The sequence below is a fragment of the Zobellella endophytica genome (assembly GCF_003012775.1).
Classification (GTDB): domain Bacteria; phylum Pseudomonadota; class Gammaproteobacteria; order Enterobacterales; family Aeromonadaceae; genus Oceanimonas; species Oceanimonas endophytica.
This window is the reverse complement of sequence record NZ_PXYG01000002.1, coordinates 396,211-412,647: the sequence shown is the minus strand read 5'-3', so window position 1 is coordinate 412,647 and position 16,437 is coordinate 396,211. Positions and strand designations below refer to the sequence as shown.

Below are 16,437 nucleotides of genomic sequence, written 5' to 3'. Positions count from 1 at the left end.
CATAAACGGACTGAATAACATCTTAATGGAGTTGAACATGACCAAATTCAAAACAGCCCTCACCCTGGTAGCGGCCGCCTCCCTGGCGCTCGGTTCCCTCAGTGCCCAGGCCCGGGATTTCCGCCTGGGGCTGATTACCCCGCCGGCCCACCTCTGGACCCAGGCCGCCACCGACTTCGCCCAGGAACTGCGCGATCAGTCCCACGGCCAGCACCGGGTAGCGGTGTTTCCCTCCCAGCAACTGGGCAACGAAGCCCAGATGGTGCAACAGCTGCAAACCGGCGCCCTGGACATGGCCTTTCTGACCATCGCCGAAATCTCCAACCGGGTACCCGACTTCGGCGCCCTCTATGCCCCCTACCTGGTGGATGACATCGCTCAGGCCGCCGCCCTGTTGCGTTCCGACGCCGCCACCCAACTGCTGGATCAACTGCCCGGCAGCGTCGGCGTGGTGGGCATCGGTTACGGCATGGCCGGTATGCGCCAGGTACTGAGCCGGGCCCAGGTGGAAGGCCCCGAGGATCTGCAGGGCAAGAAGCTGCGCATCACCCCCTTCGAGCCCATCCGCGACTTCTATACCGCCCTGGGATCGGCGCCCACCCCGCTGCCCCTGCCCGGCGTGTACGACGCCCTGGCCAACGGTCAGGTCGACGCCATTGACATGGATTTCGACTCCATCCTGGTGCTGAAATTCTACGAGCGGGCCAACCACCTGCTGATGTCCAACCACATGATGTTCCCCATGGTGGGCGTGGTGTCCGGCCGGGTGTGGCGCGAGCTGAGCGATGACGACAAGGCGCTGATCCAGAACCTGATGAAGGCCCAGCTGGACAAGGTGATCGATCAGTTCCAGCAACAGGAGCGGGATCAGGAGCAGCAGCTGCGTGATCTGAACATCCAGATCGTCGAAGCGGATCGCGCCACCTTTACCGACGCCATTCAGCGTTGGGAAGCCACCTGGTCCAAGAAAGCCAAGGCGCTGGATGGACTGCGCCAGGCTGCCCAGGATATCAAGGGTAGCTGAGCCGATTCGTAACAAGGAGAGCCCCGGCATGCCATGCCGGGGCCGGGGAGAGTGGAGTAATGCTTAAGCGCATATCGGATAGGGTAGCGTCGGCGGAAATGACGGTTGCGGCCTTGCTGGCCGGGGCCGTCACCTTGCTGGTGCTGCTCAATATCGTCACCCGGGCCATGGGGCAGGCGATTTACTGGGTGGACGAGCTGGCCATTTATTGCATGGTATGGATGACCTTTATCAGCACCTCGGCGGTCTTGAAAAAGCGCCGGGGTGTTTCCGTTACCATCCTCACCGACCTGCTGCCGGTCGCCCTGCGGCGCTGGCTGACGGTGTTCAGTGATGTGATGATACTGGGCTTTGCCCTGATCCTCTTCGTGCTGTGCTGGCGTTGGTACAGTCCCCTGGCCCTGATGCAGGCGGGGTTTGATTTCCAGGCTTTTCAGTCGGAAACCTTCAATTTTATGTATTCGGAAAACACCAACACCCTGGGCATCAAAAAGTTCTGGGTCTGGCTGGTGCTGCCGGTGTTCTCCCTGTCCCTGGGAATTCATGCCCTGCTCAACCTGCTTGACAGCCTGAGCGGCTCACAACAGAAGATGACGGGAGAGCCCACATGACCCTGGTTGTATTCCTGGTACTGCTGTTTACCGCCGTGCCCATCGCGCTGGTATTGGCGCTCACCGCCATCTGGTATATCGGCTCCTCCGGCAATACCGTGCTGTTCGAGTCTTATCCCCAGCAGCTGTTCGGGGCCATCGAAAGTTACGGCCTGCTGGCCATCCCCCTCTTTATGCTGGCCGGCGAGCTGATGAACGAAGGCGGCCTGACCAAACGACTGATCAACCTGGCGCGGATCCTGGTGGGCGGTTTCCGGGGCGGGCTGGCCTACATCAACCTGGTGGCCAACATGATGATGGCCGCCATTATGGGCTCGGCGGCCTCGCAGATCGCCATCATGTCCCGGGCCATGGTGCCGGCGATGGAGAAGGAAGGCTACGACAAGCCCTTTTCGGCGGCCATTACCGCCGCCGGTGGCTTGTTGTCGCCCATTATTCCCCCCTCCATGCTGTTCGTGTTGTTTGGGGTGCTGGCCCAGGTGCCCATCGCCGAGATGTTTATCGCCGGCATCATCCCCGGACTGATCATGTCGTTCTTGTTCTTTCTGGTCATCAGCCTGATGGGGCTGGTTCACCTGTACCCGAAAGGGGAGTGGCCCAGCCGCGAGCAGGCCCTGGAATATCTGCTGATGGGACTGCCGGCGGGATTGATCCCGGTGCTGATCATCGGCGGCATCCTTACCGGCCTGGCCACCCCGACCGAGTCGGCGGCGCTGGCGTCGCTGGGGGCCCTGCTGATCGGCAAGTTTGTGTACAAGGATCTGCAGTTCTCCCATCTGTTCGGCATCCTCCGGCGCACCGCCATCAACTCCGGCATGGTGATCCTGCTGATCGCGGCCGCCGGGGTGTTTGGCTGGGTGATCGTGTTCGAGGAAATTCCCCAGAACGCCGCCGCCTGGATTGCCGGGCAAACCTCGGATCCCTTCGTGTTCCTGCTGATGGTGGTGGGCATACTGCTGCTGGTGGGCATGGTGCTTGACGGCATTGCCGCCCTGATCCTGGTGGTGCCCATACTGCTGCCCATCGCCCAACTGCAGTTCGGTATCAGTCCCTATCAGTTCGGGGTGGTGGTGTGCCTGACCCTGGTGATGGGCCTGCTGACCCCGCCGGTGGGCGCCGGGCTCTTTATCGCCTCCTCCATGACCGGATCCTCCCCCCTGAGCATCTTCCGCGCCCTGCTGCCTTTCCTGCTGGCGACCCTGGTGACCCTGGTGCTGCTGAGCTGGAAAGGCAGCCTGGTGACCATGTTGTTGTGATGGTGGGAGGATAAGGCATCGACAGACGTTGTTGACATATAGAAGGAAGCTAAATGAAAACATAAGCGTTGATTTTCGGTGTTGTGATGGGCTTTAGAGGGCCGGAGATGACGGTAACCATCCTGGTGTCGTTGATCATGTTGCCATGAGCAGGATCGGATAAAGCACTGACAGGTGGTTTTGACATTTATAAGGAAGTTAAATGAAAACATTAACGTTGATTCTTGGTGTTGCATTGGGTCTCGGAGGGCCTGAGATGACTGTAGCCTCCGAACAAGTCGATTTAATCGTGCACAATGGGGTTATTCACAGTATGGATACCGCAGATGAGCCTGCACAAGCCGTGGCCGTGTCGGGAGAGCGGATCCTGGCCGTCGGCAGCAACCAGGATATCCTTGCTCTGGCGGGGCCGGATACCCGGCAGATTGATGCCGGCGGTAAAGCGGTGATCCCCGGTCTCATAGATACCCATATTCATCTTGATGAGGTCGGCGCCAACATCCAGAAAATACAGACCAATGATGTGACTGAACTCCGGCAGTTGCTCGAGCGGATTTCTCAAGCCGCAGACAGGCTCCCGGATGGTGCTTGGATTGTCGGAGCGACCGACTGGCATGAAAGCCAGTTGCTGGAGCGTCGTTTTCCCACCCGCAAGGAACTCGATGCAGCCGCGCCTAATAATCCCGTGTTTCTGCAGCGCGGCGGCATTAATGCCGTGATCAATAGTGCCGCCATGGATATGGCCGGTATTGGCGAGCAGGATCCGGATCCTGCCGGTGGCAAGTACGACCGGGGGGTGGACGGTCGCTTCAGCGGCTGGATCCAAAGCTTTGGCAAGGTGAAGGAAATTGCGGGTTTGCTCCCGCAAGCAGATGAGGCAGAGTTGCGTGAACAGCTGCGAGTTGCCATGACAGCACTTGGAAATAAGGGCGTCACCACTGTTCGTTCACAGCATGTCAGTCCCGAGTTAGTAAAGGTCTGGCGTGCTATGGCGCAAGAGGAGCAGACTGGTTTGCGGGGCGTGCTGATGATGGAGATTAGTCCAAGGGCACCACTGCAAAGTGATATAGCCATGCTGCAGGGTAATGCTCTGGAGCAGGGCCAGGGTAATGATATGTTGCGTATCGGCGGCTTGAAAGTGACCTACGACGGCGGTGTCGAAACTTCCTTGCTGAAAACCGATTTTGCCAATATCCCCGGCTTTAAAGGGATCGAGGTGACTCCTCTGACCAAAATCCGGGCGCTCTCGGAGTATGCCTGTGAGAATGGCTGGCGTCTCTCCGTACATGCGATCGGCGATCAGGCGATTGCCAACGTATTGCAGGTATGGCGTGAACTGGATCAGCATTGTCCGATTGGCGCTCTCCGTTGGGGGCTGGAACATCCCTATCTTCCGAGCCCAGATGATCTTGGGCTGATGAAACAGCTAGGCATAGTGCCGCATACTCAGGCACCTCACAACTATACTCTGGGGGCCGGCTGGGTTGAGTTCTGGGGGGAACAGCGTGCCAATAGTTCCATTCCCAACCGCACCTATATAGATGCCGGATTGTATCCTGCCGGCGGCAGTGACGCTCCCGTGGCACCCTACGACCCTTTTCTTGCGATGTGGGTGGAAGTGACGCGCCAAACTGCGGCGGCAGGTATTCTCGGAATAGCAGAAGCCGTTACTCCGTTGGAAGCATTAAAAATGCATACTATTTGGGCGGCGTACGGGCTAGGAATGGAAGATAGCATCGGCTCGCTCACTGCTGGAAAATATGCGGATATGGTTATTCTTTCGAATGACCCTTTGACGGTAGAGCCTGAAAAAATCCGGGAAATATCTGCCGAATGGACTATCTTATCCGGAAAGGTAGTCCACCATCCCTAGATAGCTGTTCCGTATAGTAGATCAGTGACAGCAGGAAGCTCAGTCCCGTGTGTGCGATCTGTTCGGTCGCCAAACAAAACACACCGACATCCAAGGGACCGAGTTGTAGTAATTCAGACCCGATCTGACAGTTACCGACTTCTCTGTCCGGGTCTGTCAGATCTCAATCAGCCCAGATGTTGCCACCGGGCACAATGTTTCTTTGGTTGAATGTGCATCCGGATTTTCCCGGATCCTGGCGTTTTGCATTCCAGTCCTTCCTCCTGCATCAGTCGGGCAAGCCGGTGGCGGCTTTATCATTTCTGATCAGCGGTCTCTGAATGCGCCATGTGCCCTCGCTCAGCCGGCTGTTGGCCGGTGCTCACGTATCCGGGCCTGCAACGCTTTGTCTTCTGCTGTCGCTGACTGGACGGCCGTTCACACGCTTCTCTCAGACAAGCATTCTCACGCAGCAACTGTTTCTATTCCTTTGCAGGTGCTGCTCATCAACGTTGCAACCGTTCAGTGCCCCGCCGATGGTGATACCTGGCGGTAACCTGTTGGCGTTGACTCCTTTCCGCGCGGCTGCTTGGATGACTGTCTGTTCAGACTCGACTACCGGCTTGAGTGCCGTCTTTTTAAACACAGCGGCAGAGGGATTGTTTTTCTTCTGACTTATCCTTCCTGAAGATAAATGCAGCTTTCAGCCAAAGTGTGAAGAATAAAAAAGCCCGCCGGTAATCACCGGCGGGCAAGGTAATAAATAACAGTAGGTGTGGGCGTTATTTAGAACTGATACTGGGCGCTCAATTGTAGGCGGCCGGCGTCCCGCTTGTCATTACCTATGGTCTCAAGATCGATAAGTTGATATTCTGCACCGACCATCAGCCTGTCAGTTACATCCCATATAATGTTGGCGAAGGCATAATCCACTTTATCGAAGTGAGCATCATAGCCGCTGTTTTTAGGTAGATCCTGTTCCAGCCTGGAATAACCGACGGAACTGAACCACTTGGGATTCCAATTGTGGTTTAAAGAAACACCACCACCCTGAATATCAACGGTTTCCAAGCTGCCGTTGCGCACATAAACATCGGGGGCATTCTTGTGACCGATATTGCCCGGGTTGCCCATATAATTACCGATGCCCGAGCCGATGGTGTAGCTGCCGTTCAGCTTGGTGCTGGCCAGCAGTGGCAGGCTGAACTGGGCCTGTACCCCATAGCCGGTGGCCTTGTCGTCCAGGGTGCCGATATTGTCGTTGGTCGACAGCTCGCGCACCACGCCCGACAGCGACAGCAGGCGCCGGTATTCGTAGCGCAGGGTCAGGTCCGGCAGCCGGCTTTCCTCGCTGGCGATAGCCAGGTCGGGGCGAGCAATCACGGTATCCGGATCTTCCAGCGCCACTGACAGGGCACCATCGCCCAGCTTGTGGGTGTAACGGAGCTGACCTTGGCGCTCCATGGAATAGCCGATGGGGTTGCCCAGCGCCAGGGTGCGGGTACCGCCCACGAAGCCCATGAAGTTACTCCAGGTCTGGCCGGCCAGGAAACCCGCATATTCACCGTAGGCATGACGCAGGCTCAACTTGCCATCGGGCAGGAAATGCACCTCGAGGTAAGTATTCAGGTTGCCGTAGTCGGTCTGGGTGTGGGTACGGAAATTGAGCCTGCTTTCATAGGCGGTAAAGTCGGTGCGGCCATCAGTGGCGTTGGCCGCCGGGTTCAACAAATTAAAGGGACTGGTGGCATCACCCAGGTCGTAATCGGCATCGTACATCATGTCCAGCTTGATGTAGCCTCCGAAGGCGATATCGGTCTTGGTGCCGGGGATATTGAAGGTGGTGCGGTGGTTCCAGGGCGGACCCACCCGGCTCGGCTCGCCGGTGACGACGGGCTGGCCCGCTTCCACCACCGGCATGGCCGCCGCCACTCCTGCATTCAGCATTCCTGTCGCCAATATCATAGCTAGCGCCACTTTATTTTTTCTCATGTTCAACTCACTCCATGGTTGTTGTTAATATCAATGGACTTCCATATCTTTTATGAATGTTTTTATATTGGTTTGCGCATCAAACAAAACAGCGTAAAGCAAGGTCGTGCTTGGGTTTTAATGATGTAATGCACAGGCGTAACTTCCGATTGAAGGAAGATTGCGACAGAGTTTATTCTTACACTTTTCTTGTAAGTATTGGAAATAAGGCAGTCACGAGCCCTGCTTTAGTAAGGCCGTTACAGTAAACCTTCAAATCATTACTTACAGATAGTGGCTGTGTGTCATCACAATCCTTTTTGGTGTGGGTTGGTTTTTCATATCGCCAAAGGGGACGTTTTGCTTGGGATACGGTAAGCCAAGAGCCTGATTGTTATGGTTGCTACTCTAATCTGTTGACTCAGGGGGAAATATTCAGTTCTCTTGTTAATGATATGCAGTTTTTATGGTTCCATAACATGGAAGTAAGTAGCTCGGAAAGGCGGAGACGTGCTGTCGGCCGCCCCGTCTGCCACTACGAGCCATGAAGGTATTGCTGTTGTTTAAAAAACATTCACCACCTTGGCCCGGAAGGTGGTAATACCACTCTGATCAGCGGGTGACTGGCGCCACCCGTGTCAGGCAGTCGGCGAAGCGGGCGGCGGGGGAGTCGGGGGCCTCGTCCCTGCGCAACAGCAGCTGCCAGTCCAGGTGGAGCCCTTCTTCCGTCACCCGCATCGTGTTCAGCCCGCCCTGGGCCAGGTAGGGTGTTAGCACCCACTCCGGCATGATGGTCAGCCCGAAACCTTCCTTCACCAGGGCGATCACCGCCTCGGTCACCCCGGCCCGGATCACCCGGGCCGGCAACAGCCGGTAGTGGCTGAACAGCTGCTCGTATTCCCGTCCCTTGCCCGGCTGGGTGTGGTAGGTCACGTAGGTGTGGGCCGCCACCTGCCCGGCGCTTACCCAGTCTTCTCCGGCCAGTTCATGCCCCGCGGGCAGCACCAGCCGCATTTCGTCCCGGAACAGCCGCCGGCACTGGAAGCCCTCGGGCGGCTGGCCCGAGGTCAGCGCCAGGTCGATGCGCCCGGTGCGCAGGGCGGCGTAAGGATCGAGGGATACATCGGGGATGATCTCCACGCTGATGGTGGGCTGCTCCCGGGCGAAGGCGGCCAGGCAGGCGGGCAGCCAGTGGTAGCCGCCGTAGGCCTCGTTGCCCAGGCGCACCACGTGCTCTATGCCCACCGACAGCTTGTTGATGTCGGCCTCGGCCCGCTCCAGCTCCGCCAGTACCAGCCGGGAGGAATGCAGCAGCCGCTTGCCGGCGCTGGTGGGCACCAGTTTCTTGTGCTGGCGGTAGAACAGCTCGGTGTTGAGCAGCCGCTCCGCCTCCTTGATGCGGTGGCTCAGGGCGGACTGGGTCAGGCCCAGCAACTGGGCGGCCTCCACCAGGCTGCCGGCCTCGCTCAGGGCCACCATCATCTGCATATGCCGGGTACTGACTCGAACGCTCATATATTAATTTATTTAATTAAAAAGTGAATTTTAATGAAATTTACACCAAGGCAGGGGGCGGCGTAAACTCAAGTTATCTTCAATTGTTAACAGGATGTTGGTTATGCGCGGCAAGGAATCGATCACCGCCCGCCAGGGCATGGTGGATCTGGACAACGAAGGGGTGCACTGGAAACAGGACCTCAGCTACGGCCAGTACCTGGATCTGGACGCCCTGCTCCATTGCCAGCGGCCCCGCTCCGCCGAGCACGACGAGATGTTGTTTATCGTCATCCACCAGGTGTCGGAGCTGTGGATCAAGCTGTGCCTGCACGAGGCCCACGCCGCCGCCGAGCATATCCGCCGGGACCAGCTGCAACCGGCATTCAAGATGCTGTCGCGGGTGGCGCGGATCCAGGAGCAGTTGATCAAGGCCTGGGAAGTGCTGGTGACCATGACCCCGGCCGACTATGCCCGCTTTCGCGGCAGCCTGGGGCAGAGTTCGGGCTTCCAGTCCTACCAGTATCGGGAGCTGGAGTTTTTGCTCGGCAACAAGAACGCCCGCATGGTGGAGGCCCATAGGGCCCACCCGGAGCATTACCGGCACCTGAGCGCCGTACTGGCAGCCCCCAGCATCTACGACATCAGCCTGCAATTGCTGCACCGGCGTGGTTTCGCGCTGCCCGCCCACTGCCTGGAGCGGGACTGGTCCCGGCCCTACCAGGCCTGCGCCGAGGTGGAAGCCGCCTGGTCCCGGGTCTACCAGCACACCGAGCAGCACTGGGATCTGTACGAGCTGGCCGAGAAGCTGGTGGACATGGAATACAACTTCCAGAAATGGCGCTTCAGCCACATGAAGACGGTGGAACGCATCATCGGTCACAAGCAGGGCACCGGCGGCACGGGCGGTGTTTCCTACCTGGTGAAGGCGCTGGACCTGACCTTCTTCCCCGAACTCTGGGCGGTGCGCACCAGTATCTGACGAGGAATACCGATGAGCCGAATTTGGGACATCTCCCAAACCCTGCGCGCCGGCATACCGGTGTGGCCGGGCGACACCCCCTACGGTGCCGAACCGAGCTGGGTGATGGAAAACGGCTGCCCGGTGAACGTGGCGAGGCTTAGCTTGTCCACCCACACCGGCACCCATGCCGACGCGCCCCTGCATTACCACGCCGAGGGCCAGGCCATGGCCGAGGTGGCGCTGGAGGCCTATATCGGCCCCTGCCTGGTGCTGGACGTGACCCATGCCCGCGGCCGGGTGGAGCCCGGCGATCTGCCCGCCGGGCTGCCGGCGCGGCTGGAGCGGGTGCTGCTGAAAACCTGCGGCCGTTTTCCCCATGAGCAATGGCGGGCGGACTTTACCGCCGTGGCCGCCGCCACCATCGATCTGCTGGCCGAGCGGGGCACCCGCCTTATCGGGGTCGACAGCCCCTCGCTGGACCCCCAGGACGCCAAGACCCTGGACGCCCACCAGCGGGTCTGGCGGCACCGCATGGCCATCCTGGAAGGGCTGGTGCTGGACGACATCGAGCCCGGCCATTACGAACTGATAGCACCACCGCTGAAACTGGCGCACCTGGATGCCTCACCCGTGCGCGCCCTACTGAGGAGTATTGATACATGACCACCCTGACCCGCGATCACCTGGCCCGGTTGGATCGGGACGATCCCCTGGCCCCTTACCGGCAGCAGTTCGAGCTGGAAGAGGGACTTATCTACCTGAACGGCAACTCCCTGGGCGCCCTGCCCGGGGCCGCCCGCCGGCGTGCCGCCGAGGTGGTGGAGCAGGAGTGGGGCCGGGGCCTTATCCGCAGCTGGAACACCCACGACTGGATAAGCCTGCCCGAGCGGGTGGGGGACAAGATAGCCCGCCTGATCGGTGCCGACCGGGGTGAGGTGGTGGTGGCCGACTCCACCTCGGTCAACCTGTTCAAGCTGGCAGCGGCGGCGCTGGAGATGCGCCCGGGACGCGGCAAGATCGTCTCCGAACCCGGCAACTTCCCCACGGATCTCTACATCCTGCAGGGGCTGGAGCGGTTCCGGCCCGGCGTGCGGCTGGAAACGGCGCCGCGGGAGGCGCTGGAAACGCTTATCGACGAAGACACCGCCCTGGTGGTGCTGACCCATGTGCACTACAAGTCCGGCGAGATGTTCGACATGGCCGCCCTTACCGCCCGGGCCCGGGCCGTGGGCGCGCTGATGCTGTGGGATCTGAGCCACAGTGCCGGCGCCGTGCCGGTCGACCTGAACGGCGCCGGCGCCGACTTCGCCGTGGGCTGCGGCTACAAGTACCTGAACGGCGGCCCCGGCGCTCCCGGTTTCCTGTTCGTGGCCCGCCGCCACCAGGAGGCGTTCCGCCAGCCCCTGAGCGGCTGGTTCGGCCATGCCAATCCCTTCGCCATGCAGGACAGGTTCGAGCCGGCCGCCGGCATCCGGCGCGGCCTGTGCGGCACCACCGGGGTGCTGGCCACCAGCGTGCTGGAGGTGGGGGTGGAGCTGATGGTTTCCGCCGACATGGGGCAGATCCGCGCCAAGTCCCGCCGGATGGGGGAGATCTTCATCGAGCTGGTGGAGTCGCACTGCGGGGACTTTGGTTTCGGGCTTGCCTCGCCGCGGGACGCCGAACGGCGCGGCAGCCAGGTGTCGCTCACCCATGAGCAGGGCTTCGCCATCATGCAGGCGCTGATCGCCCGCAACATCATCGGCGATTTCCGCGCCCCCGACATACTGCGCTTCGGCTTTACTCCCCTCTACACCCGCTACGTGGATCTGTGGGACACGGTGCAGGCCCTGGCCGAGGTGATGCGCCGGGAAGAGTGGAAGCAGCCCGAGTTCCGCAAACTGACCACGGTGACCTGAGCCCGGCAACCAACCTCATTACCCCCAAGGAGAACACCGTTATGGAAAACAACAGTCTGACCCGGCCGCTCGGCGGCCTGGGCCAGGTGGCCGCGTCCACCGCCGCCAGCCCCCAATGGTCCGGCCGCATGGCCTTCGTGCTGGCCGCCACCGGCTCGGCGGTGGGGCTCGGCAATATCTGGAAATTCCCCTACATCACCGGCGAGCACGGCGGCGCCGCCTTCGTGCTGGTGTACCTGGCCTGCATCCTGGTGATCGGCATCCCGCTGCTGATGGCCGAGGTGATGATAGGCCGGCGCGGCCGCCACAACCCGCCCCATGCCATGACCGCCCTGGCCGGGGAGGCGGGGGCGTCGCCCCGCTGGCGCTGGCTCGGCTGGGTGGGGGTGCTCACCGGTTTTTTGCTGCTCAGCTTCTACGTGGTGGTGGCCGGCTGGGCGGTGGCCTATATCTTCGACACCGGCGCCGGCACCTTCAACGCCGCCTCCGGCGAGCAGGTGGGCGCCCACTTCGGTGCCCTGCTGGGATCGCCGCTGACCCTGATCTTCTGGGGCAGCCTGGTGCTGGCACTGACCCTGGGGATTGTCGCCCTGGGGGTCCGGCAGGGGCTGGAGCGGGCGGTCAACCTGATGATGCCCGGGCTCTTCCTGTTGCTGCTGGTGCTGGTGGGCTACGCCATGACCACGGGCCACTTCATGCAGGGGCTGGCATTCCTGTTCAACCCGGACTTCGGCAAGCTCTCGGGCAACAGCGTGCTGGTGGCCCTGGGCCACGCCTTCTTCACCCTGAGCCTGGCCGGGGGAGGCATGATGACCTACGGCGCCTACCTGCCCGGCAAGGTGTCCATCGCCAAAACGGCGCTGACCATCGGCCTGCTGGACACCCTGGTGGCGCTCTTGGCGGGCATGGTGATCTTCCCCCTGGTGTTCGCCAACGGCCTGGAGCCGGGCGCCGGCCCCGGGCTGCTGTTCGTGACCCTGCCCATCGCCTTCGGCCAGATGCCGCTGGGCGCGCTGTTCGGCGCCCTCTTCTTCGTGATGCTGTCGGTGGCGGCGCTGACCTCGGCCATTTCGCTGATCGAGCCGGCGGTGGCCTGGCTGACCGGGCGCTACAGCATCAGCCGGGCGCGGGCCTGCCTGGGCTCGGGGGTACTGATGTGGCTGCTGAGCCTGGGCACCGTCTTCTCCTTCAACCTGTGGGAGCAACACACCCTGTTCGGCAAGACCTTCTTCGGCGGCCTGGACTACCTCACCTCCAGCTGGATCATGCCGTTGTCCGGGCTCTTTATCGCCCTGTTCGCCGGCTGGGTGATGAGCCGCACCGCCACCGAGCAGGAACTGGGCCGGGGCCCGGGCTACCGGCTGTGGCGCTTCACCATCCGCTACCTGAGCCCGGTGTTTATCGTGCTGATGTTCCTCAACGCCATCGGCGCCTTTGGCTGAGGCGCTCCGGGGGCCTGGGTTGCCGCCATGGTTTTGGGGGCACGCCTGCATTAAGGGTGGTAACGAGGTGGACGAAGGCAGAGCCTAATCCGCGATGCCTGTTCTGTCTCGCGCCTTTTTAACCCTGCGGTGTGGCAGGCCAGTCCGGGGGGCCTGGCGCGAAGGCAGGCGGGCCGCCTGCACTCCACCAGCAAGGCGCACATCTGCAGACGGCGGTGTTTTCCTGCCGGTAAGAGTGGCGGAATTGGTATACGCCTGACCGCTTGACTTTTAAACCATATGGTGCCTTAGGCATTCTGAAACATTCCCATATGTCGTAGGTGCTTCAGCGCAAGCTGGGCACGGCTCGAAAGTGGCCATTCGGCGCGATAGATGAGCCACAGTTTGTCGACCACAGGCGCACCGCCCTTGACCACTAGGATCTCCTCTTGGCGAGCAAAAGCCTGGCGCGCATGGCGCGGCAGCACAGTGAAGCCGAAGCCACGAGCAACCGGCTCTAGGATTAGGCCAATCTGATTGCTGAAACCGCGCAATGGCAGAGTTCGAATGCCGGGATGACCGGGGAAATGTCGGCTCAACAGGCGGGTTGCCATTGCCTGCCCATCGGGATGATCGATGAAGCCCAAGCGCTGTAAATCCGTCCATTCGTGTACCTTCTTCTGAGCTGGTGCGACCAGTTCCAGCGGTTCCTCATCGAACAGCGTTGCGATGAGTCGTGGGTCATCAGGCTTCAGACTGACCAAGCCCAACTCGTAGCGGTTGCTCAAGACGGCATCGAGTACCTCATCATCCGGGGCAAAGCGATGGCGGATCACAAGCCCAGGCTGGACCTGTTGCAGGTCAAGCAATTTGGTGTAAAGGGACAGACCGATACTGCCGGGGCTGATCAGGCTGATCTCGCCATGCTCAGCATCTGCTTCCGACAGCCGCAACTGCAGGCGCTTGTCGGCCTGTTCAACCTCCCGGCAGTAGGCCAAGAAGGCATGTCCTGCCGGTGTCAGCTCAAGCTGACGTGGACGGCGAATCATCAAGGGGCCCAGTTGTGACTCCAGATGACGCATGTGCTGGCTCACCGCTGCCTGGGTCAAGCCAAGATGGTTGGCCGTACGGGTAAAGTTACCCTGTTCGGCAAGCGTCGTGAAAGTACGTAGCCACTGCGGATTAAGCATAACAAACTCTTATCATTTATATAAGCAGGCGATGGTTTTCATTATACTATGGGCGGCCTAGACTGCTCGCTCAACCATTGTATGGAGCAGACAGTATGACTGGAACCTATCCGCGTAACTTTTCCCACATAGGTCTGTCGGTGACCGACCTTGATGCAGCCGTTTCCTTCTATACCGAGGTACTGGGTTGGTACCTGATCATGCCACCGACCACCATCCATGAGGATGACTCGGCTATCGGGGTCATGTGTACCGACGTCTTCAAGGCTGGCTGGGGATCCTTCCGCATTGCCCACCTGTCAACCGGCGATCGTATAGGTGTAGAGATCTTCGAGTTCGCTAATGCCGAACGACCGGAGAACAACTTCGAATACTGGAAAAGTGGCGTCTTTCATTTTTGTGTCCAGGATCCGGATGTGGAGGGGCTGGCCGAACGCATCGTCGCTGCCGGCGGTAAGCAGCGGATGCCGGTGCGCGAGTACTTCCCCGGTGAGAAGCCGTACCGTATGGTCTATATGGAAGATCCGTTCGGAAATATTCTTGAGATCTACAGCCACAGTTACGAACTAACCTACTCGGCTGGGGCCTACGCATAAACGCTAATGGTCCCGGTTTTTGCATACCTATGCAGCTAATACAGGGGATGTGCACGGGAAGCGTGCTGCACCCTTGAAATTTAATGAAACTGCCATTTTTAGGGGGGATCCCGGTAGAGTGGCAGTATCTGGATAAATCTCCAAGCTAGGAGGAACTATGTCTAGAATCAGATTGAACATGTTGCTGACGGCATCAATGTTGGCAAGCGCTATTGCTACGTCGGCTTATGCAGGTAATACCGAACTCTCCAACAATAATGTTTCCAACAATGTAAACAACTCGTTTACTATTGGAACTACAATGAGTGACCTATTTGCTGGCTACATTGTCGCATTTGACGAAGGTACACGTAATCTACGCATTCGTTCCAGTAATGGCGATGAGATATCCATCCGACTTGGAAGTAATATTTACGCTGAGATGATCAGAAATCTTGGTGAGGATTACAAGAGTGCGGGCAGCAACTGGAGCGAAAGCCTTGTACCAGGCCGATACATCTATGTCTATGGAATCAAGTATCCAGTGGGAGGATCAGCAGGGAATTATATCGAAGCGAAACGTATCGTCTTTCCCTCTACCAACGATGGCCAGTATGTCTTTGAAAATATTAACTGGTGGAAAACACAGATCAGCCAACTGGCTGACTTCTACATTAAATCTCAGTTTGGTGAAGGTGAGATAGATTTTCGTAAATATCGAACCAACCTCTCTCTGGAGGGCCAAAAATTAGGTGATGGCCTTCAAGAGGCAGCAACTCTCTCGCGACTCGTTTATGGTTTCGCAACAGCCTACCTGTTGACCGGGAATGATAAATATTGGGAGGCTGCTCAAAAAGGTACACAATATTTACGTGATAATTTCAGAGTAGAGCATGATGGGGAAATATATTGGCTTCATGCGCTCAACCTTCTACAGGATGGTACAGTTGATAAAATAACTGGCTCTCAGTTTTCTGATGACTACGAGGCTATTCCCCTTTACGAGCAAATCTATGATCTTGCAGGGCTAACTCAAGCGTATCGAATTATCGGTGATCCGGCTATTCTTGATGATATTAATCGTTCGCTTGCATTCTTCGATAGCAAGTTTCGTGATAAGTCTAAAGCCGGAGGCTACTTCTCGCATATCGACCCAAGCACGTTTTCGGCGCATGCGGAATCACTTGTAGATAACAAAAGCAGGAAAAACTGGAATTCGATTGGCGATCACGCTCCGGCATACCTTATTAACCTTTGGCTTGCGACCGAGAACGAACACTACGCCGAGTTACTTGAGGATACCTTTGACACAATAGCCAGCCGTTTTCCTGCCGACGATGACAGTCCGTTTGTCAACGAACGTTTCTTCTCTGACTGGCAGGTGGACCGTTCTTACAAGTGGCAGCAAGACCAGGCAGTTGTTGGACATGACTTGAAGATTGCCTGGAACCTGACCCGCATGAACAGCCTAACGCCGAAGCCGCAATATTCTACCTTGGCTGGGGAACTTGCCGATGCTATGCCCCTTGTAGGGTCCGATCTACAACGTGGCGGTTGGTATGATGTTATCGAACGTAGTGTGCATGATAATACGAATGCACATCACTTGGCCTTTCACGATAGAAAAGCATGGTGGCAGCAGGAGCAGGCAATTCTTGCTTATCTGATTATGGCGGGTGTAACGGGTAACGAGACTTATATGAAACATGCTAGGGAAGCACTTTCTTTCTACAATGCATGGTTTCTCGACCACGAAGATGGTGGCGTATATTTCAATGTTCTGGCAAACGGTTTGCCTTATCTCAATGGTGTAGAGCGTCAGAAGGGCAGCCACTCAATGTCCGGCTACCATGCGTTTGAGCTGGCATACTTATCAGAGGTTTATAGTAAGCTACTGATTCAAAGGGAGCCTCTTGATCTTTACTTTAGACCTGTCGAAGGGGGCTTCCCCGATAACATTCTACGCGTACAACCTGATATCCTCCCTAAGGGGAAAGTAAAAATTTCCGAAGTCTGGGTTGATGGAGAGTCTTATCAAAATTTTGATGCTGACAAGCTTACTATCTCACTTCCACCGGAGCGTGGCAATATCCAAGTTAAGGTCAGGCTGAGTGCAATCTAGAAAATGGATTTCTTATCGTCTGTATACTAATTTCAATTATCTTATAAAAGGAACACTTG

13 protein-coding genes are annotated in these 16,437 nt (G+C 58.3%); 10 read left to right on the top strand and 3 right to left on the bottom strand.

What is annotated here, in order from left to right:
• Nucleotides 1-37 precede the first annotated feature (37 nt).
• The 4 genes from C7H85_RS07130 to C7H85_RS07115 all read left to right on the top strand — a co-directional run bounded on the left by C7H85_RS07130 (nt 38) and on the right by C7H85_RS07115 (nt 4,764).
• Nucleotides 38-1,024, top strand: coding sequence for a TRAP transporter substrate-binding protein (locus tag C7H85_RS07130; RefSeq protein WP_106729020.1), 987 nt, complete (start codon nt 38-40; stop codon nt 1,022-1,024).
• 59 nt (nt 1,025-1,083) lie between these two features.
• Nucleotides 1,084-1,635: a TRAP transporter small permease gene (locus C7H85_RS07125; protein ID WP_106729019.1), complete on the top strand. Its 552-nt coding sequence runs from the start codon at nt 1,084-1,086 to the stop codon at nt 1,633-1,635.
• Nucleotides 1,632-2,891: a TRAP transporter large permease gene (locus tag C7H85_RS07120; protein WP_106729018.1), complete on the top strand. Its 1,260-nt coding sequence runs from the start codon at nt 1,632-1,634 to the stop codon at nt 2,889-2,891. Before C7H85_RS07125 ends, C7H85_RS07120 begins: the two co-directional genes overlap by 4 nt.
• 202 nt (nt 2,892-3,093) lie before the next feature.
• Complete coding sequence (locus C7H85_RS07115) at nt 3,094-4,764, top strand: amidohydrolase (protein WP_106729017.1); 1,671 nt, start codon at nt 3,094-3,096, stop codon at nt 4,762-4,764.
• A 765-nt stretch (nt 4,765-5,529) separates the two neighbouring features.
• Here the strand turns inward: C7H85_RS07115 and C7H85_RS07110 are convergent.
• Both C7H85_RS07110 and C7H85_RS07105 read right to left on the bottom strand, forming a co-directional pair.
• A complete protein-coding gene (locus C7H85_RS07110; protein ID WP_245879593.1) occupies nt 5,530-6,690 on the bottom strand; it encodes a DcaP family trimeric outer membrane transporter in 1,161 nt (386 codons plus the stop codon).
• A gap of 636 nt (nt 6,691-7,326) precedes the next feature.
• On the bottom strand, nt 7,327-8,229 hold the full coding sequence (locus tag C7H85_RS07105; RefSeq protein WP_106729015.1) for a LysR family transcriptional regulator: 903 nt from the start codon (nt 8,227-8,229) through the stop codon (nt 7,327-7,329).
• A gap of 103 nt (nt 8,230-8,332) precedes the next feature.
• Between C7H85_RS07105 and kynA the strand changes: the two genes are divergently transcribed.
• The 4 genes from kynA to C7H85_RS07085 are packed head-to-tail and all read left to right on the top strand — an operon-like array spanning nt 8,333 to nt 12,512.
• The gene (gene kynA, locus C7H85_RS07100; protein WP_106729014.1) at nt 8,333-9,190 is read left to right on the top strand and encodes a tryptophan 2,3-dioxygenase; all 858 of its coding nucleotides are present in this window, start codon (nt 8,333-8,335) and stop codon (nt 9,188-9,190) included.
• Nucleotides 9,191-9,202: 12 nt separating this feature from the next.
• Entirely contained in the window at nt 9,203-9,835 is a 633-nt protein-coding gene (gene kynB / locus C7H85_RS07095) for an arylformamidase (RefSeq protein ID WP_106729013.1), read from the top strand.
• Nucleotides 9,832-11,070, top strand: coding sequence for a kynureninase (gene kynU / locus C7H85_RS07090; protein ID WP_106729012.1), 1,239 nt, complete (start codon nt 9,832-9,834; stop codon nt 11,068-11,070). The genes kynB and kynU overlap by 4 nt, the downstream gene beginning before the upstream one ends.
• Before the next feature lie 41 nt (nt 11,071-11,111).
• Nucleotides 11,112-12,512 (top strand): sodium-dependent transporter, encoded by a 1,401-nt coding sequence (locus C7H85_RS07085; RefSeq protein WP_106729011.1) that lies wholly within the window; start codon nt 11,112-11,114, stop codon nt 12,510-12,512.
• 287 nt (nt 12,513-12,799) lie between these two features.
• Here the strand turns inward: C7H85_RS07085 and C7H85_RS07080 are convergent, their stop codons facing one another.
• Entirely contained in the window at nt 12,800-13,681 is an 882-nt protein-coding gene (locus tag C7H85_RS07080; protein ID WP_106729010.1) for a LysR family transcriptional regulator, read from the bottom strand.
• 95 nt (nt 13,682-13,776) lie between these two features.
• Here C7H85_RS07080 and C7H85_RS07075 point away from each other — a divergent pair, with 95 nt between their 5' ends.
• Both C7H85_RS07075 and C7H85_RS20315 read left to right on the top strand, forming a co-directional pair.
• Nucleotides 13,777-14,277 (top strand): lactoylglutathione lyase family protein, encoded by a 501-nt coding sequence (locus C7H85_RS07075; protein ID WP_106729009.1) that lies wholly within the window; start codon nt 13,777-13,779, stop codon nt 14,275-14,277.
• 1,024 nt (nt 14,278-15,301) lie between these two features.
• On the top strand, nt 15,302-16,378 hold the full coding sequence (locus C7H85_RS20315) for an AGE family epimerase/isomerase (RefSeq protein WP_425445063.1): 1,077 nt from the start codon (nt 15,302-15,304) through the stop codon (nt 16,376-16,378).
• The last annotated feature ends 59 nt before the right edge of the window (nt 16,379-16,437 follow it).